General features: G+C 40.3%; 20 protein-coding genes, 2 tRNA genes, 3 rRNA genes and 2 pseudogenes. 14 read left to right on the plus strand and 13 right to left on the minus strand.

What is annotated here, in order from left to right; translation table 11 throughout:
• Window positions 1-31: 31 nt before the first annotated feature.
• From H2677_RS02345 to H2677_RS02355, 3 genes are read right to left on the minus strand one after another with little or no spacing between them, the layout of a single operon-like run.
• A complete protein-coding gene (locus H2677_RS02345) occupies window positions 32-511 on the minus strand; it encodes an OmpA family protein (RefSeq protein ID WP_004964195.1) in 480 nt (159 codons plus the stop codon).
• Between the two features lie 8 nt (window positions 512-519).
• Window positions 520-1,743, minus strand: coding sequence for a diguanylate cyclase domain-containing protein (locus H2677_RS02350; protein ID WP_004951965.1), 1,224 nt, complete (start codon window positions 1,741-1,743; stop codon window positions 520-522).
• A 5-nt stretch (window positions 1,744-1,748) separates the two neighbouring features.
• Window positions 1,749-2,222 (minus strand): YfiR family protein, encoded by a 474-nt coding sequence (locus tag H2677_RS02355; protein WP_407929294.1) that lies wholly within the window; start codon window positions 2,220-2,222, stop codon window positions 1,749-1,751.
• A 566-nt stretch (window positions 2,223-2,788) separates the two neighbouring features.
• On the opposite strand from H2677_RS02355, the gene H2677_RS02360 reads away from it, so the two are divergent.
• The 7 genes and pseudogenes from H2677_RS02360 to H2677_RS02390 all read left to right on the plus strand — a co-directional run bounded on the left by H2677_RS02360 (window position 2,789) and on the right by H2677_RS02390 (window position 10,072).
• Window positions 2,789-4,325, plus strand: a 16S ribosomal RNA gene (locus H2677_RS02360).
• A gap of 59 nt (window positions 4,326-4,384) precedes the next feature.
• Window positions 4,385-4,461: transfer RNA gene (locus H2677_RS02365), tRNA-Ile, on the plus strand.
• Between the two features lie 70 nt (window positions 4,462-4,531).
• A tRNA-Ala gene (locus tag H2677_RS02370) sits at window positions 4,532-4,607 on the plus strand.
• Between the two features lie 381 nt (window positions 4,608-4,988).
• Window positions 4,989-7,881, plus strand: a 23S ribosomal RNA gene (locus H2677_RS02375).
• A gap of 175 nt (window positions 7,882-8,056) precedes the next feature.
• Window positions 8,057-8,171, plus strand: a 5S ribosomal RNA gene (gene rrf, locus H2677_RS02380).
• The 16S, 23S and 5S rRNA genes sit together here with 2 tRNA genes alongside, the layout of an rRNA operon.
• Window positions 8,172-8,321: 150 nt before the next feature.
• Window positions 8,322-8,465: pseudogene (locus H2677_RS02385) on the plus strand (hypothetical protein); the annotation flags it as partial.
• A 139-nt stretch (window positions 8,466-8,604) separates the two neighbouring features.
• Window positions 8,605-10,072 (plus strand): annotated as a pseudogene (locus H2677_RS02390) (Ig-like domain-containing protein).
• A gap of 59 nt (window positions 10,073-10,131) precedes the next feature.
• Here H2677_RS02390 and H2677_RS02395 read toward each other — a convergent pair.
• Complete coding sequence (locus H2677_RS02395) at window positions 10,132-10,467, minus strand: TIGR01244 family sulfur transferase (protein ID WP_004955517.1); 336 nt, start codon at window positions 10,465-10,467, stop codon at window positions 10,132-10,134.
• Window positions 10,468-10,589: 122 nt separating this feature from the next.
• Between H2677_RS02395 and H2677_RS02400 the strand changes: the two genes are divergently transcribed.
• Genes H2677_RS02400 through H2677_RS02415 form a run of 4 tightly spaced genes read left to right on the plus strand, consistent with a single transcriptional unit; the run spans window position 10,590 to window position 12,887 of the window.
• Window positions 10,590-11,486: an alpha/beta hydrolase gene (locus tag H2677_RS02400; RefSeq protein WP_004906487.1), complete on the plus strand. Its 897-nt coding sequence runs from the start codon at window positions 10,590-10,592 to the stop codon at window positions 11,484-11,486.
• Window positions 11,487-11,909 carry a thioredoxin TrxC gene (gene trxC, locus H2677_RS02405; protein WP_130575896.1) on the plus strand — a complete coding sequence of 141 codons (423 nt, stop codon included), beginning with the start codon at window positions 11,487-11,489 and terminating at the stop codon, window positions 11,907-11,909.
• A gap of 18 nt (window positions 11,910-11,927) precedes the next feature.
• Window positions 11,928-12,350 (plus strand): acyl-CoA thioesterase, encoded by a 423-nt coding sequence (locus H2677_RS02410; protein ID WP_039047703.1) that lies wholly within the window; start codon window positions 11,928-11,930, stop codon window positions 12,348-12,350.
• A gap of 48 nt (window positions 12,351-12,398) precedes the next feature.
• The gene (locus H2677_RS02415) at window positions 12,399-12,887 is read left to right on the plus strand and encodes a GAF domain-containing protein (RefSeq protein ID WP_004906490.1); all 489 of its coding nucleotides are present in this window, start codon (window positions 12,399-12,401) and stop codon (window positions 12,885-12,887) included.
• Window positions 12,888-12,925: 38 nt separating this feature from the next.
• Here the strand turns inward: H2677_RS02415 and H2677_RS02420 are convergent, their stop codons facing one another.
• From H2677_RS02420 to H2677_RS02430, 3 genes are all read right to left on the minus strand, one after another.
• Window positions 12,926-13,420 carry a nuclear transport factor 2 family protein gene (locus tag H2677_RS02420; protein ID WP_125299465.1) on the minus strand — a complete coding sequence of 165 codons (495 nt, stop codon included), beginning with the start codon at window positions 13,418-13,420 and terminating at the stop codon, window positions 12,926-12,928.
• A gap of 76 nt (window positions 13,421-13,496) precedes the next feature.
• Window positions 13,497-13,991 (minus strand): DUF4442 domain-containing protein, encoded by a 495-nt coding sequence (locus H2677_RS02425; protein WP_004955531.1) that lies wholly within the window; start codon window positions 13,989-13,991, stop codon window positions 13,497-13,499.
• 14 nt (window positions 13,992-14,005) lie between these two features.
• Window positions 14,006-14,494 (minus strand): YajQ family cyclic di-GMP-binding protein, encoded by a 489-nt coding sequence (locus H2677_RS02430; RefSeq protein WP_004906495.1) that lies wholly within the window; start codon window positions 14,492-14,494, stop codon window positions 14,006-14,008.
• Between the two features lie 90 nt (window positions 14,495-14,584).
• Between H2677_RS02430 and H2677_RS02435 the strand changes: the two genes are divergently transcribed.
• A complete protein-coding gene (locus tag H2677_RS02435; protein WP_004955533.1) occupies window positions 14,585-14,899 on the plus strand; it encodes a rhodanese-like domain-containing protein in 315 nt (104 codons plus the stop codon).
• 79 nt (window positions 14,900-14,978) lie between these two features.
• Here the strand turns inward: H2677_RS02435 and mnmC are convergent, their stop codons facing one another.
• Genes mnmC through H2677_RS02455 form a run of 4 tightly spaced genes read right to left on the minus strand, consistent with a single transcriptional unit; the run spans window position 14,979 to window position 18,341 of the window.
• The gene (mnmC, locus tag H2677_RS02440; protein ID WP_212639057.1) at window positions 14,979-16,889 is read right to left on the minus strand and encodes an FAD-dependent 5-carboxymethylaminomethyl-2-thiouridine(34) oxidoreductase MnmC; all 1,911 of its coding nucleotides are present in this window, start codon (window positions 16,887-16,889) and stop codon (window positions 14,979-14,981) included.
• Window positions 16,890-16,901: 12 nt separating this feature from the next.
• Window positions 16,902-17,399, minus strand: a complete 498-nt coding sequence (locus H2677_RS02445) for a hypothetical protein (protein WP_212639058.1) — start codon at window positions 17,397-17,399, stop codon at window positions 16,902-16,904.
• 3 nt (window positions 17,400-17,402) lie between these two features.
• Window positions 17,403-17,705, minus strand: a complete 303-nt coding sequence (locus H2677_RS02450; protein ID WP_004906511.1) for a YciI family protein — start codon at window positions 17,703-17,705, stop codon at window positions 17,403-17,405.
• A 24-nt stretch (window positions 17,706-17,729) separates the two neighbouring features.
• Window positions 17,730-18,341 (minus strand): septation protein IspZ, encoded by a 612-nt coding sequence (locus H2677_RS02455; protein WP_004906514.1) that lies wholly within the window; start codon window positions 18,339-18,341, stop codon window positions 17,730-17,732.
• Between the two features lie 45 nt (window positions 18,342-18,386).
• On the opposite strand from H2677_RS02455, the gene H2677_RS02460 reads away from it, so the two are divergent.
• Window positions 18,387-19,238, plus strand: a complete 852-nt coding sequence (locus H2677_RS02460) for a PHP domain-containing protein (protein ID WP_212639059.1) — start codon at window positions 18,387-18,389, stop codon at window positions 19,236-19,238.
• Between the two features lie 7 nt (window positions 19,239-19,245).
• Here the strand turns inward: H2677_RS02460 and H2677_RS02465 are convergent, their stop codons facing one another.
• Complete coding sequence (locus H2677_RS02465) at window positions 19,246-20,157, minus strand: bestrophin family protein (protein WP_004906518.1); 912 nt, start codon at window positions 20,155-20,157, stop codon at window positions 19,246-19,248.
• Between the two features lie 38 nt (window positions 20,158-20,195).
• Entirely contained in the window at window positions 20,196-20,936 is a 741-nt protein-coding gene (radC, locus tag H2677_RS02470; protein ID WP_212639060.1) for a RadC family protein, read from the minus strand.
• Between the two features lie 110 nt (window positions 20,937-21,046).
• Between radC and coaBC the strand changes: the two genes are divergently transcribed.
• The gene (gene coaBC, locus H2677_RS02475) at window positions 21,047-22,303 is read left to right on the plus strand and encodes a bifunctional phosphopantothenoylcysteine decarboxylase/phosphopantothenate--cysteine ligase CoaBC (protein WP_212639061.1); all 1,257 of its coding nucleotides are present in this window, start codon (window positions 21,047-21,049) and stop codon (window positions 22,301-22,303) included.
• The last annotated feature ends 50 nt before the right edge of the window (window positions 22,304-22,353 follow it).

Below are 22,353 nucleotides of genomic sequence, written 5' to 3' on the forward strand. Positions count from 1 at the left end.
TTACAGTTGGCTTTTCTCAGTAAGTTTTAATTTAAGGAATAATAATAATCGCTACACGACGATTACTAGCTCGATTTTCATCTGATGTGTTAGGTACGAAAGGTTGATTTGAACCACGACCAATCACATTTAAATTTGTTTGCTTAAAGCCTTCGTTCAAGAAAATGCCTGCAACACTTTGAGCTCGCTCTTCAGAAAGCTTCTGATTGTATTCAGGGTTTCCAATATCATCTGTATGACCCACGATTTTGAGTTTTTGTAGATCATACTTGTTAAGTTGTTTAGCCAAGCGAACAATTTCTTTGCCATTCTCAGGTTTAATATCTGATTTATTAAAATCAAAAAGTAATCGTTCAGGTAATCCTAAGCTCCAGCCTTCTTCTGTCAGCACAAAGCCTTCTTTTTTTAACATTTTGACCTGACGATACTTCAATGGACCAAAACTCAAGCAGCCAGCCAATGTTAGGCAGAGTAACGCTATAAATGAAATTTTAATGGTTTGAGCGCGCATAACATGTCCTAAATTTCTGGTTTATATAAAAACCAATGAGGGATTAAATTTTTAGCTTTATACATCGCTTGATCTGCTTGCATTACCAAATCTTCTGGATTCTCTGCATACTGGGAGAAAGCGATACCTAAGCTAAAACCAAAGTGAATAATTTCACCGTTAAAATCTAAAGGTTCCTTACAACTTGCGAGTAAACCTTCAGCAATCGCTTCGAGATGATCAGCGTGATGAATTGAATGCAAAATAATCGCAAACTCATCACCACCTAAGCGAGCAATAAAATCTTCTTGTCTGACAGATTGTTTTAAACGTAGAGCCATTTCTCTTAAAACAGCATCACCTGCTAAGTGCCCATAACGATCATTGATCACTTTAAACTTATTGTTATCAATAAAAATTAAAGCAGAATTTTCTCTATAACTTGGATTTTCAAAGATATTCAATAATTCTTCATAGAAAAAATGACGATTAGGCAGTGTCGTAAGTTGATCATGATGAGCTTTGAAGGACAACTGCCTATTTTCTTTCTGTAAGTTTGTATTCCAAATTTGAATTTCCTCTAATAGCTCATTAAATACATTGTTCAAATTTTGGAATTCTTTAATGTGATTATTAGGAAATCTTAAGTTATAAGCTTTTTGATCACTGACGAGCTGAGCAATATGTGTAAGTGGTTTGATTGCTTGCATAATTTGACGATAAGTTAAATTGACTGACCAAAGTAATGCAATCACAATAAAAAACATTGAAATGGCTAAACCAATAATAATTGTCTTTAAAAAGTGAACAATATTTTCTGAGCTACCATAAAGAACCAATTCTCCGACCTTCTTTTGGTGGTGGAAAATCATCAGTTTAATTGGATCATGCAGGAACCATTCATCCAACATTTTTTGTAAAAAAGACGTACTGGCTATTTTTTTTGTACTTTCTGCTAACAATTGTTGTTGTGGATCATAAACATGAATACTACGTATGGCGTGTTCGGTTGTGTAATCCTTTAAAATTTGATCAATTGCCCCTTTATCCTTAAACACGACTGCTGGTTGAATCCGTTCAATAACCGTTTGGCTTAACAACTGCAGATTTTGTTTGGCGTAGGTTTCCATTGTAAACATAGAAATCGTAGCGAAAGTACATGAGCAAATCACAAAAGTAATAGCAAAAATAGTAAATTGAGATTTACGGAATAATGCATGTAATGAAGTAGATTGATATAAATTTGAAATCACTTTAACTACTCCGTGTTCTTCGCCAAGATTAAGACTCGAGGGTCGATGTGAACCTTGGAATAACTTAATGCATCCAAATTAACTTTAAACGTAGGAAATGATTTTCTATTGTAAAGACAAAAAATACTGCCTATTTCACAAGCAGGATTATTGTTACTAAGTGAAAGTAAATAGCGAGATGGATAAGACTGAATTAAAGATTGTTGTTGTTGAGGTGAGGTATTTGAAAAATACGCCACATGACATTCTGTTCTAGAAAATTCTTTTGTATTAACAGATTGAACCTGATAGTCGTAAGTGAGCAGCTTAATACTCGTTTGAAATTGATTGGCTGCTTCTGGATTATCTAAAACACAAATCACGGGTTTAGATGTGTTCGGCCATTTAGTATAACTTAATATAGTTAACGTCAGTTCATAAAAGGTATGATTTGAAAGGGCGTAACTGAGCTGACCTATAGTTATTGAAACTATAAGCAATATAAATTGAGCCGTTGCATGCAAAAACCGTACTTTCAATCAAAAAAAACCAAAAATGTGAACCAAGAGGCACATTCTACTGGAGTTAATTGTTTAAAAAAAGTTCTTAATACTAAATCTAAATGATAAAAAATTACTATTCAGTCTAAAAAGTGTTCTGTTGAATAAGTTTTTTTTTGGAAAGGTATTGCAAGCGTTTAGAAATGCTGTAGAATGCACATCCATCGGCGGTGATGCGGATAAAAACTTGTTGAGAAACAAGGATTTGGCTAAAGTGGTTAGATTCTTGGGTTGTTTGATAAGTTTTAAAAATATCTAAATTACCTGTTGACTTTAAAGAAATTTAGAGTAATATAGCCGACCTAGCTTGATGATGACGAATCATCGAGAAGATCATTAAGAGAATAGAAGAACAACTTGTGTGGATTTTTACTGGTTGATCGATCGAAATAATTTTCATTGATTGAATGGTAGAAATTTCTCGAAGTTTATTTGAGCGAATTTTTAGTCAGAAAATTGATGAGCCAGAATTAGCACCTTGTCTTAACTAAGGTGCAAAATGATTTTAACTGAAGAGTTTGATCATGGCTCAGATTGAACGCTGGCGGCAGGCTTAACACATGCAAGTCGAGCGGAGATGAGGTGCTTGCACCTTATCTTAGCGGCGGACGGGTGAGTAATGCTTAGGAATCTGCCTATTAGTGGGGGACAACATTCCGAAAGGAATGCTAATACCGCATACGTCCTACGGGAGAAAGCAGGGGATCTTCGGACCTTGCGCTAATAGATGAGCCTAAGTCGGATTAGCTAGTTGGTGGGGTAAAGGCCTACCAAGGCGACGATCTGTAGCGGGTCTGAGAGGATGATCCGCCACACTGGGACTGAGACACGGCCCAGACTCCTACGGGAGGCAGCAGTGGGGAATATTGGACAAGGGGGGGAACCCTGATCCAGCCATGCCGCGTGTGTGAAGAAGGCCTTATGGTTGTAAAGCACTTTAAGCGAGGAGGAGGCTACTGAGACTAATACTCTTGGATAGTGGACGTTACTCGCAGAATAAGCACCGGCTAACTCTGTGCCAGCAGCCGCGGTAATACAGAGGGTGCGAGCGTTAATCGGATTTACTGGGCGTAAAGCGTGCGTAGGCGGCTTTTTAAGTCGGATGTGAAATCCCCGAGCTTAACTTGGGAATTGCATTCGATACTGGGAAGCTAGAGTATGGGAGAGGATGGTAGAATTCCAGGTGTAGCGGTGAAATGCGTAGAGATCTGGAGGAATACCGATGGCGAAGGCAGCCATCTGGCCTAATACTGACGCTGAGGTACGAAAGCATGGGGAGCAAACAGGATTAGATACCCTGGTAGTCCATGCCGTAAACGATGTCTACTAGCCGTTGGGGCCTTTGAGGCTTTAGTGGCGCAGCTAACGCGATAAGTAGACCGCCTGGGGAGTACGGTCGCAAGACTAAAACTCAAATGAATTGACGGGGGCCCGCACAAGCGGTGGAGCATGTGGTTTAATTCGATGCAACGCGAAGAACCTTACCTGGCCTTGACATACTAGAAACTTTCCAGAGATGGATTGGTGCCTTCGGGAATCTAGATACAGGTGCTGCATGGCTGTCGTCAGCTCGTGTCGTGAGATGTTGGGTTAAGTCCCGCAACGAGCGCAACCCTTTTCCTTACTTGCCAGCATTTCGGATGGGAACTTTAAGGATACTGCCAGTGACAAACTGGAGGAAGGCGGGGACGACGTCAAGTCATCATGGCCCTTACGGCCAGGGCTACACACGTGCTACAATGGTCGGTACAAAGGGTTGCTACACAGCGATGTGATGCTAATCTCAAAAAGCCGATCGTAGTCCGGATTGGAGTCTGCAACTCGACTCCATGAAGTCGGAATCGCTAGTAATCGCGGATCAGAATGCCGCGGTGAATACGTTCCCGGGCCTTGTACACACCGCCCGTCACACCATGGGAGTTTGTTGCACCAGAAGTAGGTAGTCTAACCGCAAGGAGGACGCTTACCACGGTGTGGCCGATGACTGGGGTGAAGTCGTAACAAGGTAGCCGTAGGGGAACCTGCGGCTGGATCACCTCCTTAACGAAAGATTGGTGACCGGTAAGAATCCACAACAAGTTGTTCTTCGAAGATGTATCTGAGGGTCTGTAGCTCAGTTGGTTAGAGCACACGCTTGATAAGCGTGGGGTCACAAGTTCAAGTCTTGTCAGACCCACCACTACTGACGAAGTGATGAATAATCACAAGCTGCTAGATGAAAAGATATGTCGTTCATTATGATTAAAGCTGGGGACTTAGCTTAGTTGGTAGAGCGCCTGCTTTGCACGCAGGAGGTCAGGAGTTCGACTCTCCTAGTCTCCACCATGAATTAAATGAAATATTTAATTCTGAGCTAAATAGATTATAGAGTTTAATGAATAAAAAGATTAAGTAATTGATCTTGGTTTATTAATCTCTGTGATTTATCACAGTTTACTACGCACCGACGAGGTGGTAGTTAATCATTAACAGATTAGAAAAATTGAGTCTGAAATAAATTGTTCACTCAAGAATTTAAGTTGATCGAAGTAATTCGATTGATTTAAACATATTGAGAACTAGCAAAAACACTGAATCAAGCGTTTTGGTATATGAATTTAGATTGAAGCTGTATGGTGATTAAATTCACAGACAACAAACCAGTAGCAATTAAGTTTGCAACGATAACACTCACTTGTATGTGTTAACGACTGTTTGGGGTTGTATAGTCAAGTAATTAAGTGCATGTGGTGGATGCCTTGGCAGTCAGAGGCGATGAAAGACGTGATAGCCTGCGAAAAGCTCCGGGGAGGCGGCAAATATCCTTTGATCCGGAGATTTCTGAATGGGGGAACCCACCCGCTATAAGGCGGGTATCATAAACTGAATACATAGGTTTATGAAGCGAACGAGGGGAAGTGAAACATCTCAGTACCCTTAGGAAAAGAAATCAATTGAGATTCCCTTAGTAGCGGCGAGCGAACGGGGAGCAGCCCATTAAGTTATGTGTGTTTTAGTGGAACGCTCTGGGAAGTGCGAACGTAGAGGGTGATATTCCCGTACACGAAAGGGCACACATAATGATGACGAGTAGGGCGAGGCACGTGAAACCTTGTCTGAATATGGGGGGACCATCCTCCAAGGCTAAATACTCCTGACTGACCGATAGTGAACCAGTACCGTGAGGGAAAGGCGAAAAGAACCCCTGTGAGGGGAGTGAAATAGATCCTGAAACCGCATGCATACAAGCAGTGGGAGCCGACTTGTTCGGTGACTGCGTACCTTTTGTATAATGGGTCAGCGACTTATATTCAGTAGCGAGGTTAACCGAATAGGGGAGCCGTAGAGAAATCGAGTCTTAATAGGGCGTTTAGTTGCTGGGTATAGACCCGAAACCAGGCGATCTATCCATGAGCAGGTTGAAGGTTGGGTAACACTAACTGGAGGACCGAACCCACTGTCGTTGAAAAGCCAGGGGATGACTTGTGGATAGGGGTGAAAGGCTAATCAAGCCTGGTGATAGCTGGTTCTCCCCGAAAGCTATTTAGGTAGCGCCTCGGACGAATACCATTGGGGGTAGAGCACTGTTTCGGCTAGGGGGTCATCCCGACTTACCAAACCGATGCAAACTCCGAATACCAATGAGTACTATCCGGGAGACAGACTGCGGGTGCTAACGTCCGTAGTCAAGAGGAAAACAATCCAGACCGCCAGCTAAGGCCCCAAAATCATAGTTAAGTGGGAAACGATGTGGGAAGGCATAGACAGCTAGGAGGTTGGCTTAGAAGCAGCCACCCTTTAAAGAAAGCGTAATAGCTCACTAGTCGAGTCGGCCTGCGCGGAAGATGTAACGGGGCTAAAACTATGTGCCGAAGCTGCGGATTTGACATTAGTCAAGTGGTAGGGGAGCGTTCTGTAAGCCGATGAAGGTGTATTGAGAAGTATGCTGGAGGTATCAGAAGTGCGAATGCTGACGTGAGTAACGACAAAACGGGTGAAAAACCCGTTCGCTGAAAGACCAAGGGTTCCAGTCCAACGTTAATCGGGGCTGGGTGAGTCGACCCCCTAAGGCGAGGCCGAGAGGCGTAGTCGATGGGAAATTGGTTAATATTCCAATACTTCTGTGTAATGCGATGAGAGGACGGAGAAGGTTAAGTCAGCCTGGCGTTGGTTGTCCAGGTGGAAGACCGTAGGCATGCATCTTAGGCAAATCCGGGGTGCTCTATGCTGAGAGTCGATAGCAAGCTGTACTTGTACAGTGAAGTGGCTGATACCATGCTTCCAGGAAAAGTCTCTAAGCTTCAGTTACACAGGAATCGTACCCGAAACCGACACAGGTGGTCAGGTCGAGTAGACCAAAGCGCTTGAGAGAACTCTGCTGAAGGAACTAGGCAAAATGGTACCGTAACTTCGGGAGAAGGTACGCTGCTGACGGTGATGGGACTTGCTCCCTGAGCGGTTGGCAGCCGCAGAAACCAGGCCGCTGCAACTGTTTATTAAAAACATAGCACTCTGCAAACACGAAAGTGGACGTATAGGGTGTGATGCCTGCCCGGTGCTGGAAGGTTAATTGATGGGGTTAGCGTAAGCGAAGCTCTTGATCGAAGCCCCAGTAAACGGCGGCCGTAACTATAACGGTCCTAAGGTAGCGAAATTCCTTGTCGGGTAAGTTCCGACCTGCACGAATGGCATAATGATGGCGGCGCTGTCTCCAGCAGAGGCTCAGTGAAATCGAAATCGCTGTGAAGATGCAGTGTACCCGCGGCTAGACGGAAAGACCCCGTGAACCTTTACTGCAGCTTGACATTGAACTTTGACCTTACTTGTGTAGGATAGGTGGGAGGCTTTGAAGTTGGAACGCTAGTTCCAATGGAGCCGTCCTTGAAATACCACCCCTGGTAATGTTGAGGTTCTAACTCTGTCCCGTAATCCGGGACGAGGACCATGTCTGGTGGGTAGTTTGACTGGGGCGGTCTCCTCCTAAAGAGTAACGGAGGAGTACGAAGGTGCGCTCAGCGTGGTCGGAAATCACGCGTAGAGTATAAAGGCAAAAGCGCGCTTAACTGCGAGACCCACAAGTCGAGCAGGTACGAAAGTAGGTCTTAGTGATCCGGTGGTTCTGTATGGAAGGGCCATCGCTCAACGGATAAAAGGTACTCTGGGGATAACAGGCTGATACCGCCCAAGAGTTCATATCGACGGCGGTGTTTGGCACCTCGATGTCGGCTCATCTCATCCTGGGGCTGAAGCAGGTCCCAAGGGTATGGCTGTTCGCCATTTAAAGAGGTACGCGAGCTGGGTTTAGAACGTCGTGAGACAGTTCGGTCCCTATCTACCGTGGGCGCTGGAAATTTGAGAGGATCTGCTCCTAGTACGAGAGGACCAGAGTGGACGAACCTCTGGTGTACCGGTTGTCACGCCAGTGGCATCGCCGGGTAGCTATGTTCGGAAGGGATAACCGCTGAAAGCATCTAAGCGGGAAGCCTACCTCAAGATAAGATTTCCCTAGGAATTTATTCCTCTAAAGAGCCGTTCGAGACTAGGACGTTGATAGGTTGGGTGTGGAAGCACGGTGACGTGTGAAGCTGACCAATACTAATTGCTCGTGAGGCTTGACTATACAACACCCAAACAGTTGTTGTATTCAAGATAAATTCAATACACAACTTGATTTAGTGTACAAACTAGTTACAATACAGACCCAATAATCTAATCCGTTAATAACTCTTTGGATCGTAAGTAAGGCAAACATTATTAATTAATGTGAATAAGACCCGAAAACACCACAACAGTTTGCTGGCGACAATAGCAAGAGTGAACCACCTGATCCCTTCCCGAACTCAGAAGTGAAACCTCTTCGCGCTGATGGTAGTGTGGCGTTTGCCATGTGAGAGTAAGTCATCGCCAGCTTTTAAATCTAAATACCCCTAACCTGACGGTTAGGGGTGTTTTTTATTGCAAAAAAGAAAATTTAAAAGCAATCTACAAAATCTCAATTGTTTTATCCCTACTTCAATTTATGATTGATTTAAATTCATAATTATAAAAAGGAATTCAGCATTGAATGTAATTATCCAGTTGCTAGGTGGTATCGGTTTATTCCTTTTAGGCATGTCTCTGATGACGGATAGCTTAAAAGCAATCGCTGGCGAAGCTCTACGACAATGGTTAGTTAGATTTACAAATTCTCCGATTAAAAAAATATCGTTTTAAATTCGCTCAGAAATTAAATATTGGTTCAAAATTAAATTTTATTTAAACCAAAACTATAATATGGCTTCATTACCTATATTTTCCTAATAATAAAGAAAATTACAATCAAAATGAACATAGGGGAAATGGGATGTTAAGGAATAAAAAGCAACTAACGTTAAAACTTTCTGCGATTACGATATCTGTTTTATTATCAAGTTATGGTGTTAGTGGGGGTATTATGGATCAACTGATAATGATTCCAGTGGTGAGTCTGGTGGTGAAGTCGTAACCCCTCTACAGTTACAGCAACTGGTTTGAAGATTGAATTAGATAAATTAGCAATTGCAGCGACAAACGGTCAGTTAATAGTAACGGTTCGTGCCTTAGATACTAATAAAGGTGGTGTTGCTGATGCACCAGTTACACTATCAATCATAGACCCAACTGATAATGTCATCAATACAGGGCTTTCTAAGCAACAAACGGATGAATCAGGAAATGCTGTTTTTGTTTTAAAAACACCTGCTACATCTACAACCTTGTCTGATTTAATTAAGAATGGTTTTAAAATCGTTGTTTCAACAAACGATGGTAAATTAAGTCAAGAACAAACAATCGCTGTTACGGGTGCAGATACAACTACTGGTTCTGATACTACGAGTATTGTATTATTTGATGCAACTAAAACATCTTTAAATGTTCGTGGAGATCAAACCACAGTAACATTGACTGCGGTAGATGCAAATGGTGCTACTTTAGCGAATCAAGCTATTTCTTTAAAAGTAAAGAACTCTGCTTTAAATTGTGTTAAATTTACTCCTAACGCATCACAAACTGATGCAAATGGAAAAATTACTTATAGATTATCGTTTACGGAAGCACAAAGAGCTTCTAGCTATACTGCAGAACAGTTCATAGCTGATGATTTAGTATTTGAAGTGAATTTTGGTCAGTCAACAAAAGTCTATACTTACAAACTAGATATCGTAAATTCTATTGTTCCTAAACCTGTCGGTGCGATTACCGTTGCATATAATCCAACTCAAATTGAGAACTCTGGTGGTGGCGTTTATTATTATCAAAATGTTTCTGTGCAAGTGACGGATGTAGATGGTAAACCTCTACCAAACCAAGATGTAGTGATGGGTGTAAATGCTTTAACTTACAATAAAGGATTCTATGGATTCTTTGACACCAATACTCCGTTAGATGGTAAGGCTGATAAATATCTACCTGCTGAAATTACTCAATGTGTTACACCATCAATTATTGTTAACAGCGATGGTAAGCAAGTTAATCAATTAAAACCTGTAAAAGAAGGGCAAACTGTACAAGTTGTATCGTTTATTAATTCTGAAGGCACACCAGCTACAGATAATAAATACACAACTGATGCAAATGGTCGTTTTGATTTAAAAATTCAGTATCCTAAAATTTATGCAGGCTATTTAACTGTACAGTTGTTAGCGGATTCAATTGTGAGTGGTAAATCGATTAGTGGCTCAACTAGTTTTTCTCTCAGCTATTTAGCAAGTGATGTTGATATAGCGAATGGAATTGCACCAAACTTGACAAGTCCATATGGTGTCTCTTCAAATTGTTTAGATGGTCAATAATTTATATTTAAATAAAAAACGGCTTTCGAGCCGTTTTTTATTTGCCAGTAATTTAAGATTTAATCATCCAATAAATCCATTTGTTTAGCTAATTGATATAAGTTATTTGAACGATTACCTGTACGGCAGAACATTAAAACTGGTTTTGGTAATTCATTAAAATGATTAGCAAAAGTACGAACATCTAACTCAGTCATTTGACCTGATACGACTGGTTGATATACATAATCAAGACCTGCTGAACGTGCTGCTTCTTCTATTTGAGCGCTAGTAGGTTGTTCTGGCCCACCTTCCATATCAGGACGGTTATTGATGATTGATTTGAAGCCTTTTTCGACGACTTGCTCAACATGTTCAGGACCAATTTGACCTGCAAAACCAACATTTTCTGACATCTTGTCACTCCAAAAATAAACAAAACATTTTATGCTCTATCATAGCATTAAGCTTGATCTTGAGTTTAAATGTCTATAGTAAATACATGATGATAAGCAAAAGATAACGCAATGGAGCGCGCATGCACACCTATACAGTTGAGCCGTTGTATGTTCCTAGTGGTGATGAAACGATTGCTGCTGATTTTTATCTACCGAAATCCAACATAAAACCAGCCGTTATTATTATGGCGCATGGTTTTGCTGGATTACGTCAGTTTAAATTAATTCAGTATGCGCAGCGTTTTGCACAAGCGGGTTATGCTGTTATTTTATTTGATTATCGTTATTGGGGCGGGAGTACTGGGAAACCTCGAGAGTTGATCTCTTTAAGTGCTCAATTAGATGATTGGAAAACCATAGTTCAGTATGCATCAAATTGTAAATATATTGATAGTAGACGTATTATCTTGTGGGGAACCTCATTAAGCGGCGGTTATGCTTTAAGTTTAGCGACAGACCTAAAAAACATTCAGGCAATCATGGTTCAAGTTCCGTATGTTGATGGTGCTGAAACAGCGAAACTTTATCCTTTGCAACGCTATCCTGAAGCATTAAAGCGATCAAGTCAGGATTATATGGGCTCAAAAATGGGGCTTGCACCTAAAACACTGCCTGTTGTTGATCAATACAAGCTTTGTTTTTTACCTACATCTGATAGCTACTTTGGATATCATTCAATAGTGAATCCTGATTATTATTGGAGTGGTGAAGTTCCAGCACGTGTATTTTTTAATTTAATGCGTTATCGCCCAATCCAATTTGTAAGAAAAATTAATATTCCTGTTTTATTCATTGCTGCTAAAAATGACACTTTAATTCCAATTCAGTCTAGTCGTGAAGCAGCGACCAATATTGCGCCATTTGTCACGTATCATGAGTGGGATATTAAACATTTTGATATTTATCATGGTTCATGGTTTGAAAAAGCAGTCACAACCCAATTAGAATTTTTGCATCAACATATTGGAGTGATGTAAATGATTATAGTCTGTAGTTCATGTGGTGCAAAAAATCGTGTACCAGAAGAGAAATTAAGTACACATCCAAGTTGTGGTAAATGCCATCAGTCATTATTGCCACAACAACCTATTGAATTGAATGAACAAAATTTCAGTAATTTTATTTCTAATACTGATTTACCTGTATTGATTGATTTGTGGGCAGAATGGTGTGGCCCATGCAAAATGATGGCTCCACATTTTGCTCAAGTTGCAACCCAAAATCCATATGTGATTTTTGCAAAGATTGATACAGAAGCAAATCCAAGATTGAGTGCAGCATTTAACGTACGTAGTATTCCAACTCTAGTGCTGATGAACAAAACAACTGAAATTGCTCGAGTGAGCGGAGCATTACGTGCGCCTGAACTTCAGCAATGGCTAGAGCAACATTTGAAGTAACATCAAGAGATATTTGATATGACTGAGCGTTTGAACCATCCCGAAGGCACGCTTTCTTTGCAAACGATTGCAATGCCTGCTGATACTAACTGGAGTGGTGATGTTTTTGGTGGATGGATTGTATCTCAAATGGATTTGGCTGGTGCAATTCACGTCGAGCGCTTCAGTAAAGGTCGTTGTGCAACGATTGCAATTAATCAGATGACTTTTTTAGTCCCTGTGAAAGTTGGAAATGTGATTAGTTGCTATACAAAAATCTTGAAAGTTGGTAATACTTCGGTTCAAGTACAAATTGAAGTATGGAACAGTCATGATGATTCGCGTGAACCAGTACGAATTACTGAAGGGGTGTTTACCTTTGTTGCGGTCGATGTAAAGGGTAATAAACGTCAAATTTCAGAAGAAGTTAGACAGAAATTTACAGCAACACTATCGGTTTAAGCGTATTTGCTTGATACGATTAGGGAGTTATCTCGTTAGGATTCAAGCATGGCTGAAGAGCTCATTTTGCAACAAGGCGATAAAGCCGAACAATATCAAAGTATTATCCCTCAGATTAAAGCAATTGTTGAGGGTGAGCCTGACCTGATTGCTAATCTTGCAAATATTTGTGCTGCACTGAATCAGCAATTTGGTTGGTTATGGGTTGGTTTTTATTTGGTTAAGCAAAATGAATTGGTGTTAGGTCCATTTCAGGGACCAATTGCCTGTACTCGTATAGCGAAAGGTCGTGGTGTATGTGGTACAGCATGGCAACAACAACAAGTTATTATCGTTCCTGATGTTGAGTTGTTTCCAGGACATATTGCATGTAGCTCAGCGTCTAAATCAGAAATCGTATTGCCGATTATGCAAAATAAGGAATGTGTTGGTGTACTAGATATTGATAGTGATGAACTCAATCAGTTTGATGAAGTCGATGCTAAATATCTGCAGCAACTTATTTCTATTATTGAAACATCAATTTCTCATTCATAAAGGTATAACCCAAATTTATTTGGGTTATACCTTTATAGCTAGAACATGGTATTACTGTTTTTACTTTGCTCTGGGATGTTTTGAATCACATCCCAATGCTCGACAATTTTCCCATTTTCAACACGGAAAATATCAATAATCGCTCGTCCCCGATCTGTATCATTTTCAGTTGAATGAACATGTAGAACAACTAGGTTTTTTTCAGCAATCGCTTTTTTAATTACATTTTTTGCTGCTGGATTATTGCTAAATTTCTCCGTAAAGAAGTTTACAAAAGGCGCTTTGCCATCGGGAACATTCGGATTATGTTGAATATATTGGTCGCCAATATAGCGATCAGCATATGCTTTAACTTGGTGTTTCAAAAAAACACCTTCATAAAAGTCCACGACAATTTTCTTATTTTGTTCTGATAGCTCATCGGAGAGAGTTTGGTTCGAGCTGTTAAGATGAGTCGTATTCGATGGAATAGAAGAACAAGCAGTAATGATAGTCGTCAAAAATATGATGGGAATAAAGTAAATTTTTTTCATAATATAAAGCCCAAGAAACAAAACGGTATTTGTATCTTGGGCTGAGTAACTATCTAAAAGAAGTTTAGATCAGTTATTATTTTTTACGTTTGGGTAACCAAGCCCAAAGCATTTGGCATTGGATCGGTTCATTTGCTGAATCATCAATGACCGTAACAGGAATCAGTAGCTCGCCTTTTTCATTATTTGCAATGAACTTTTGTTGATCAGCCGATAATGTTGCAGTTGCAGTTAAACCGCCTTGTGCGACTTTTAAATAATCTACATGTAAAGATTTGATCAATAAAATGCGATCATCAGGTACATGTAAACCTGTTAAAAATCCAGTTGCTGTCTCAGCCAATAAAGCCATAGCTGCCGCGTGTACACCCTTAATATGATTTTGCATATTACGTTGGTTTTCAATGCGAACAGTCACATGATCTTTATCTACTTCTAAATAGCGTATGTTCGCTGTTCCTACCATCGGAACAACACGACCAAATGCTTTGCTCCATAAGGTACTACGGATACCTTTAGGGAATTTAGAAGTGGTTTTAACTAACGTATAAAGACGGTTATCTTTTGCCATAGCGAGCCTATTGCTTAGTCTTTGAAATTATTAAATTGCAGTGGCAGACCAAATTGTTGTTCACGTAAAAAATTCATGACTTGTTGCAACGTATCACGTTTTTTATCAGTGACGCGGATTTTGTCCCCTTGGATAGAAGATTGCGCTTTGATACCACTTTCTTTAATGGCTTTATTAATTTTTTTTGCAGTATCTGAGTCAAGTCCATCTTTGAGTTTGACCACTTGTACTACATGTTTACCTGATGCAGTGGCTTTTTGTGGATCAAGCGCTTGTACATCAACCTTACGTTTATAGAAATGATTTTCAAGCATGGTATAGACTTGTTCACATTGGAAATCACTTTCAGTCGAGATTTTAATCTCTTTATTTTTCTCATTTAACTCGATCGAAACGTCTTGTCCACGAAAGTCGAAACGTGTACCAATCTCTTTTTGCGTGTTTTGTACCGCATGATTGACTTCAAATAACTCTAATTCAGAAACAATATCAAAAGAAGGCATGGTTAGACCTTTACAAAGGGAAAGAATATTTGAGATGCTAAGGGTGTTTTCTTCATTTGCCAAGTGTTGTTTACATCAAAGGAGTGCGCAATGATCCGTAAACAAGAAATTACAACATTTGAGTTCCCAGAGGACGCGATCATTTGGGATGTCCGAGATACCAAAGCGTATTCAGAGGCTCATGTCAAAGGGGCAGTAAATCGTCCTATTGCTGAATTAACTGCGGATAGTTTGACTCAAGTTGCAGCGGATCAGCCGATTTACATTTTATGTGGTGGTGGCAGTAAAGCACCACGAGCAGCCGAACTTTTAGAAGGTCTAGATAGTTCACGTGAATACGTCGTTTTGATGGGAGGTACTCGTGCAGCACGTGATGCTGGTTTACCTCTTGTAGAAGGTGTGTAAATGAAAAAAGTTTGCCAAAATACATTTGTGTTTTGGCAAACTCAAAAATAAATCAAATTCTCGATTTAAAATATAAAAACTACATTTGCTTCGAATAATACGGTTTCTTCATTTTTACTTTTTTTTGGAAACGTAACGGATTCAATTTACTTAGTAAAGATTGTGGAGCTGGACAAAGCTCACCCAATACTAATGCAGCTAAAATCTCACTGCATAATGGTGCAAATAAAAATCCTTTAGAACCTAAACCTGCAAAAGTATAAATTTCAGTGTTTGATTCCATTTTCCCAACCAAAGGAAAATAGTCTGAACTCTGCGCCCGAATAGAAGCACGACCATGCCACATGTCGATCGATGGAAGTTGTTCAGCATATTGTGGGAAGATACTGTGCATAAGTTCGTAGTTATGCACATGGTCTTCAGCAAGAACATCACTATCGTCACGGTTAGGGTAGAAGGATGCACCTAAAATCAATTGAGAGTCATCTAACTGCATACAATAACCACCATAGCTATAAGCCTGATCCAAGACCAAAGGCTGTATGGTGTTATTTACCCAACTGACCTGCCCTCGAATAGGCTTCAATACAGGATAGTTTTCAAATAAGGCAGCACTTTGTTTTGCACAACATACGATGACGTGATCTGCTACCGAAATTAAGTCCTCATCTTGCCAAATTTCTGTTTGCGTTGATTTTGATTTAAGACGAGAAACTTTGGCTTTTTTTATGCTGATATTTGGATGTTTTAAAATCTCATCACGCAATACATGAGGAGAAACTGCACCAGCTTGCTGCAATATCAAACTTGGATAGTGGGTTTCGAGTGTTTGATTGGTAGAAGAACGAGCTGTCCCGAAAACTGATTTAGGATATTGTTGTTCTAGTCCAAGTAGCTCATCGGCATTTTTTATTGCGATCTGTTCTACTTGGATTGCACGGAATGCTTTAAATCGTGAATAAAAGTTTAAAGCATGCTGCCAGCTTAGAGTCATTAAATGTTCATGAGCTTGATCAATTGGACACAGCTTAGGATTGAGTAACGCAAGAGGATTACCAGAAGCACCTGAAAGTGGTTCATTTTGCTCGTAAATCATCACTTGATGTCCACGTTGAGCAAATGCCCATGCGGTGGTCAAACCTGCTATTCCAGCGCCGATAATGGCAATTTGTCGCTGCTTTAGTTGCGTTGTTTCAGGTAATGTTGCTGAAAGCTCTTGGAGCGGCTCAGCCTTTGGATTTTCCTGATCTGAGCAGTCTAGCCAAATGGCTTTTAACATTTCTCGTTTGTGACCAAAGCCTCTAGGTCGGCTGATTTGGATCCCGTGTTGTTTTAGTCCGCGTTTAAGAACACCTGCAACGCTGAAGGATGCAAAGGTCGTTCCGTACTCGGATAAGCGCACAATATGATTTAATACATTTTCTTGCCACATATCGGGGTTACATGAAGGCGCAAACCCATCGAGAAACCAAGCATTGACGGATTGTGTTTTTGGGATACTTGGGAAAATGTCCTGCGCATCACCGAGCCATAGATCGATGCTAAATCGCTCTTCGGGAAAACTCAGGCGATGACAACCTGCGATCGGTAATGGGTATTGTTGTACTAGTTTATCTGCAAGAGGTTTAAGCTCATCCCAAACACTAAGCGCACGTATGAGATCAGCTTTACTGAGAGGGAATTTTTCAACACTGATGACATGTAAATGACTGTGATTATCTGGGCGAACACTTTGCCAAAGTTGCCAAAGGGTAAGAATATTGAGTCCTGTACCAAAACCCGTTTCACCTACACAGAAATACTGAAAGTCACAGAGTTCTGATAATCGTGTACTAAGATCATTTCCATTTAAAAACACATGGCGTGTTTCGAGTAAACCGTTATCTTTAGAAAAATACACGTCGCCAAATTGTTTAGATATGGGAACTTCGATACCATCAACAAGTTCCCAATCTAATTCAGCTGTTTGAAGTTTTAATGTTTGTGACATGAAGATTGATATTTACCACTGACGACGACGTTTGGTGTAGACATAACTTGCGATAAAGAAACCTAAAATTACCCCGACAGCAATCGTCATAGCGCCATATAAAAACATCTGAGCACTGCGTTCACTTTGCAGAACTTGGACTTGTACAGTCAAGTTATCATTTTTTAATTGCAATTCTTGGTTTTGAGACAGAGCTTGCAGATTTGCATGTTCAAGTTGTTTCAAGCGTGTTGCTTGATCTTGAATCATGGCTTTGACTTTTGCATCTTGTTGTTGTTTGGCTTTTGCAATTTGTTCCGCAGTCAACGGCTTAGGCGCTGTAGCCGTTGTTGTATTGTTTGTGGAGCCGCCTGTTGTTGCTGTTGCAGGTTTAGGTTGTACAGTTGCAGGTGTAGTAATGGGGGTTGTAGGTGCAGCCGCTGTTGGTGCTGATGGCGTTATTGGTTCAACAGCCCAAGTCGTTGAACTGAGTAAACATAAAGCGAAAAAGCTTCTCACTGAAACTTGCATGATTTACCCTTTTGGAAAAGCTTTGTTGAACAATTTCACTTCGATATCAGCATATATCCCTTCTTTTAAGAACGGTTCATCTTGGATCCATGCATCGAGAGCTTCACGACTATCAAATTCGACAATAATCGTGCTACCTAAGAATCCTGCTTGAGGATTGTTTGGGTCTTTAGGATGAGCGCCCGCTGCGATCAGACGACCTTCATCATCTAATTTTTGTAAGCGTTCTAAATGTTGAGGTCGTGTTGCTAAACGTTTTTCTAGAGTACCTTCACGATCAGTACAAGTCAGCACAAAATAGGGCATAGCTGTAGCTCAATAACTTTAAATTTAGTCTGTGGTTTTAAAATGCTTTCTTAAGCAAAACAGTATAACAGCAAGGTAACTGATAGAAACGATAATATCGCCAAATGCGGTGAATTCGCCCCAATATTTGCCTTGCATAAAGATAAAACCGAAGAAAAAATGTAGTGAGGCTAATAAGAAGAATTGCCCACACCAAGCCCAGTTTAAACGCATCCAACCTTGAGGACTTAACTCAAGTAACGAACCTAATAATTTTTGGATAATTGGCATCCGTTCTTTATTGAATAAAGGTGTGACTAAGAACCCGATACCTATTCCAATATTGATGATTACAGCTTTCATTTTAATGTAAGTTACATCACTGAAAATTAAAGTGATTCCTCCAAAAATAATGGACATCACCACAATAAACCATTGCATTTTTTCCAGTTTGAATTTTTGGAAAAAGAACAAACAGCCATAAACCACTAAGGTTGAAATAAGAAGCGCACATGTTGCAACAAGAATATGATTTTGATCAGTATTTCCTGCGCTACCCACCAATTGGAGAAGGGGATGTTGACTATCTTTAGGATCGGTCGTTTTATAAAAGTAGAAGAAGATAATCAGCGGAAGGTAGTCGAGCAACGCTTTCATGTTACAGTACGATGATGAAATAGGTCAGATAGCATAATACAAACCATGTTCGGTGTCGATTTACATACTCATACTCACATTTCTGATGGTACGTTCTCTCCTGAGCAACTGGTACAGGCTGCTGTCGATTTGAAAATCCATATGTTGGCTGTAACTGACCATGACACTATGGATGGTTTAAGCTCTGCACGAAAGTATGCTCAAGATCATGATATTCAGATTATTTCTGGTGTTGAAATATCGAGTCAGTGGTCAAGACCAAACACGAAAAAAAGCTATGGTGTGCATATCGTGGCGCTGAATATGCAAGATGAAACACCGATCCAAGCTATGCTTGAAAATCAGAAAAAAGTCCGTGCTGAACGAGCTAAGGTCATCTGTGACTTATTAGAGAAATGTATTGATTTTGATATTTATCCAGATGTAATTGCGAAGGTTGATGGGCAAGCAGATCGTGTGACCCGAACACATATCGCTAAAACATTGGTAGAGAAAAATATCGTTAGTCGTCCACAGCAGGCATTTGACCGTTTCCTAAAAGAAGGAAAAAAGGCTTTCGTAAAATTTGATGGAATTGGTTTAAAGGAAACGATTGATGTAATTCATGCCAGTCAAGGCTTGGCTGTATTGGCGCATCCGACACGTTATGACCTGTCTGCGACGAATATCCGTTATTTGATTGAATTATTTGCCGAGGCGGGAGGAGATGCAGTTGAATTACCTCCAAGTATAGAACCTGTTTCGACACGTCAAATGGTTGATCGAATGATTCAGCAGTTTGATTTAGCCGTTTCGATAGGCAGTGATTTTCACGGGGAAAATATGCCGTGGATTAAACTGGGTAATACGCCACGAGTAAAAGAAGGGCAAATTGGAATTTGGGATCGTTTCCAATAATTCTACCTTACAATAAGTTGTGATCATGTGCCTGTATGGGCGGTGGAGTAGGTCTGCCCAGCGTGCTTAACAGTTCAATTTCAATTGAACGCACCATCGCATCTAAAGGTAAGTCATTGCTTTGCGTTCCAAAAGGTTCTTCAATTTCTGTGCTCAGCGCATCAAGTCCCAAAAAGGTATAAGCTAAAATTCCGACTAAGAGCGGTGTGACTAAACCAAGTAAAGAACCTAAGCTAAATGGCAACATAAAACAGAAAAAATAAACAGTTCGGTTCAATAAGACCGAATAAGCAAAAGGAATAGGGGTATTGGCAATACGATCACAACCTGTTTGCATCTCACTTAAAGCTGCGACATGACGGTTCATTTGTGTATAAATGACATCGGAAATTTCACCGTCTTTCAGCGCTTGCAGTAATTCCCATTGAATTAGACTTAGTGTGTATTGCGGAGCATTATGTTGTTGGTAAAGCTGATTCAAAGCTTGCTGACTCAAACCGCTGGTTTCGGTCAGTTCAGTTGGGTTGGCTGTTTGGTGGCGTAATCGATCACGCAGCACATTCGCAAAAACAATCACATTTTGAATGATTCTTTCACGTCTAGCTTGTGCCAACACTCGACAATCTCGATCAAAATGACGTGAAGTCGCAATTAAAACACCCCAAAGTTTACGTGCTTCCCACCAACGGTCATAACACGCCGTATTTTTGAAACCTAAGAAAATCGACAGTACAACGCCGATCAATGTAAAACCAACCAATGGAATTTCAGGAAAACGATACAGGTCAATATATTCAACTCCGCCAATAATTGCAGAGATCAACATCACAAAACCTAAAGAGGGTAAAATTTTGGGTAAAATCGTCCCGCGCCATGAGAATAAAACTTTAAAAATGCTAGGCTGGTCGCGGACAATCATGTTATTTGAATCATTAATTTTATCTGTTGATGTTCATGTTAGATGGGCGCTTTGTCAAGATCAGATTGCTTGATTTTAATAGGGTTGAGTAGTTGTTGTTCAGTAAAAGAAAAATAGCCGTCAGGTGAAATAATAAAGTGATCAATCAAATGAATTTCAACCAATTTACAAGCTTGTTTGAGTTGTTGAGTAAAGTAGATGTCTTCATTTGACGGTTGGGCTATTCCGTACGGATGGTTGTGTGCAACGACGATTTGACAGGCCTGTTGTTGAATTGCGTAGCGTAGGGTCTGATTCAATGAAACGCTACATGAATGCTGCGAACCGTAAAATAGTTTTTTGAAATGAAGCTTCCTCAATTCTGTATCTAAACACAGAACAGCAAACACTTCTTGTTTTTCACCTAGAAGTTCATAACGTAGATAATCCAAAACCAAAGAAGAATGATCTAAACATAGTCGTTGTTGATGAAAATAGTTATTCAAATAACGTCGTCCTAATTCTTTGACTGCAATGAGTTGCGCATATTTGGTTGACGCGATGCCATTAAATTGGGACAAGTCTTCTAACGAAGCATCAAAAATTGGGTTCAATCCTCCAAAATGCTGAATCAGGATACGAGAAAGTTCAACAGCTGAGTGTTGTTTTGAACCAGAGCGGAGAAAAATCGCTAGTAGTTCAGCATCCGATAAACTTTGAGGTCCTTGCGAGAGTAAACGTTCTCTTGGTCGTTCTTGTTCTGGCCATGCTTTAATGGATTGTTTTATAGATTGATTCATTTTTATTCACATAATTTTTTTATGATGATAATTTTTCCAAGTGCATCACTTGGGTATGGCGATATTTAATGATATTGTGAGCGCCACTGCAACAGAAAGGTACCCTGTTTGTGAGCTTCGATCTAAGTGTAATTCCACATAAAAACATTATATTAGCGGTTACGGGTGGTATTGCTGCCTATAAAAGTGCCATTTTAGTACGCCGTTTAAAAGATTTTGGTTTCGATGTCCGCGTGGTCATGACACATGGCGCACAAGCATTTATCACACCTTTAACATTTCAAGCCTTGTCAGGGAATCCTGTACATACTGAGCTACTCAACCCTGAAGCAGAAGCAGGTATGGGACACATCGAGTTGGCGCGATGGGCTGATTTAGTGTTAGTCGCTCCAGCAAGTTGTGACACGATTGCGAAATTTGCCAATGGTTTGGCAGATGATTTGCTTAGTACATTATATTTAGCGACGAAAGCACCTGTTTGGGTTGCACCTGCTATGAACCAACAAATGTGGGCAGCAAAAGCAACGCAACGCAATCTACAAACTCTGGTTGAAGATGGTGTGCATGTCATTATGCCTGATGCTGGTGAACAAGCTTGTGGAGATGTTGGTCTAGGTCGTATGCCTGAACCTGAAGATTTAGCCAAACAAGTAGCCGCTTATTTTCATAAAGCGCAGCGTGCAATTGCTGAGAAATTTGGTTTACTCGCTGGCAAGCGTGTCACTATCACTGCGGGTCCAACGCGTGAAGCAATTGATCCTGTCCGTTATATTTCTAATCACAGTACAGGAAAAATGGGCTTTTCTTTGGCAGCAGCATGTTATGCGGCTGGTGCAAAAGTCACTTTAGTTGCAGGTCCTGTCAGTTTAGATACACCAAATGGTGTTGATAGAATTAATGTGAAATCTGCTATGCAAATGCTTGATGTTAGTATGAGTCAGCTCAAAGAAGGTTGTGATATTTTTATTGCAACTGCCGCTGTTGCTGATTATCGAGTTGCTGAAGTTGCGGAACATAAAATTAAAAAGTCTGGAGATGAACTTGCAGTTTCATTGGTTAAGAATCCAGATATCGTAGCGACCATTGCACAGCAACAACAGCGTCCATTTATGGTGGGCTTTGCCGCTGAGACGCAAAATGTCGAAGAATATGCAGCAGGTAAATTGGTTGCTAAAAAACTAGACATGATTGCATGTAATGATGTGTCTCGACCTGATATTGGTTTCGCTTCCGATGAAAATGCAATGACAGTATTTTTCGCTCAGTCATACCATATGGAAAAGCGTGAGTTAGAGAAAGCGTCAAAGCAAGAGATTTCGCAACAGTTGGTAGAAGCAATACATGATGCTTTACTACAGAAGTCGTAAATAAAACCATTTTACTTTTAATTAAAATGCAACGAAATCGTTGCATTTTT

It is taken from the genome of Acinetobacter junii (assembly GCF_018336855.1).
Lineage (GTDB): Bacteria > Pseudomonadota > Gammaproteobacteria > Pseudomonadales > Moraxellaceae > Acinetobacter > Acinetobacter junii.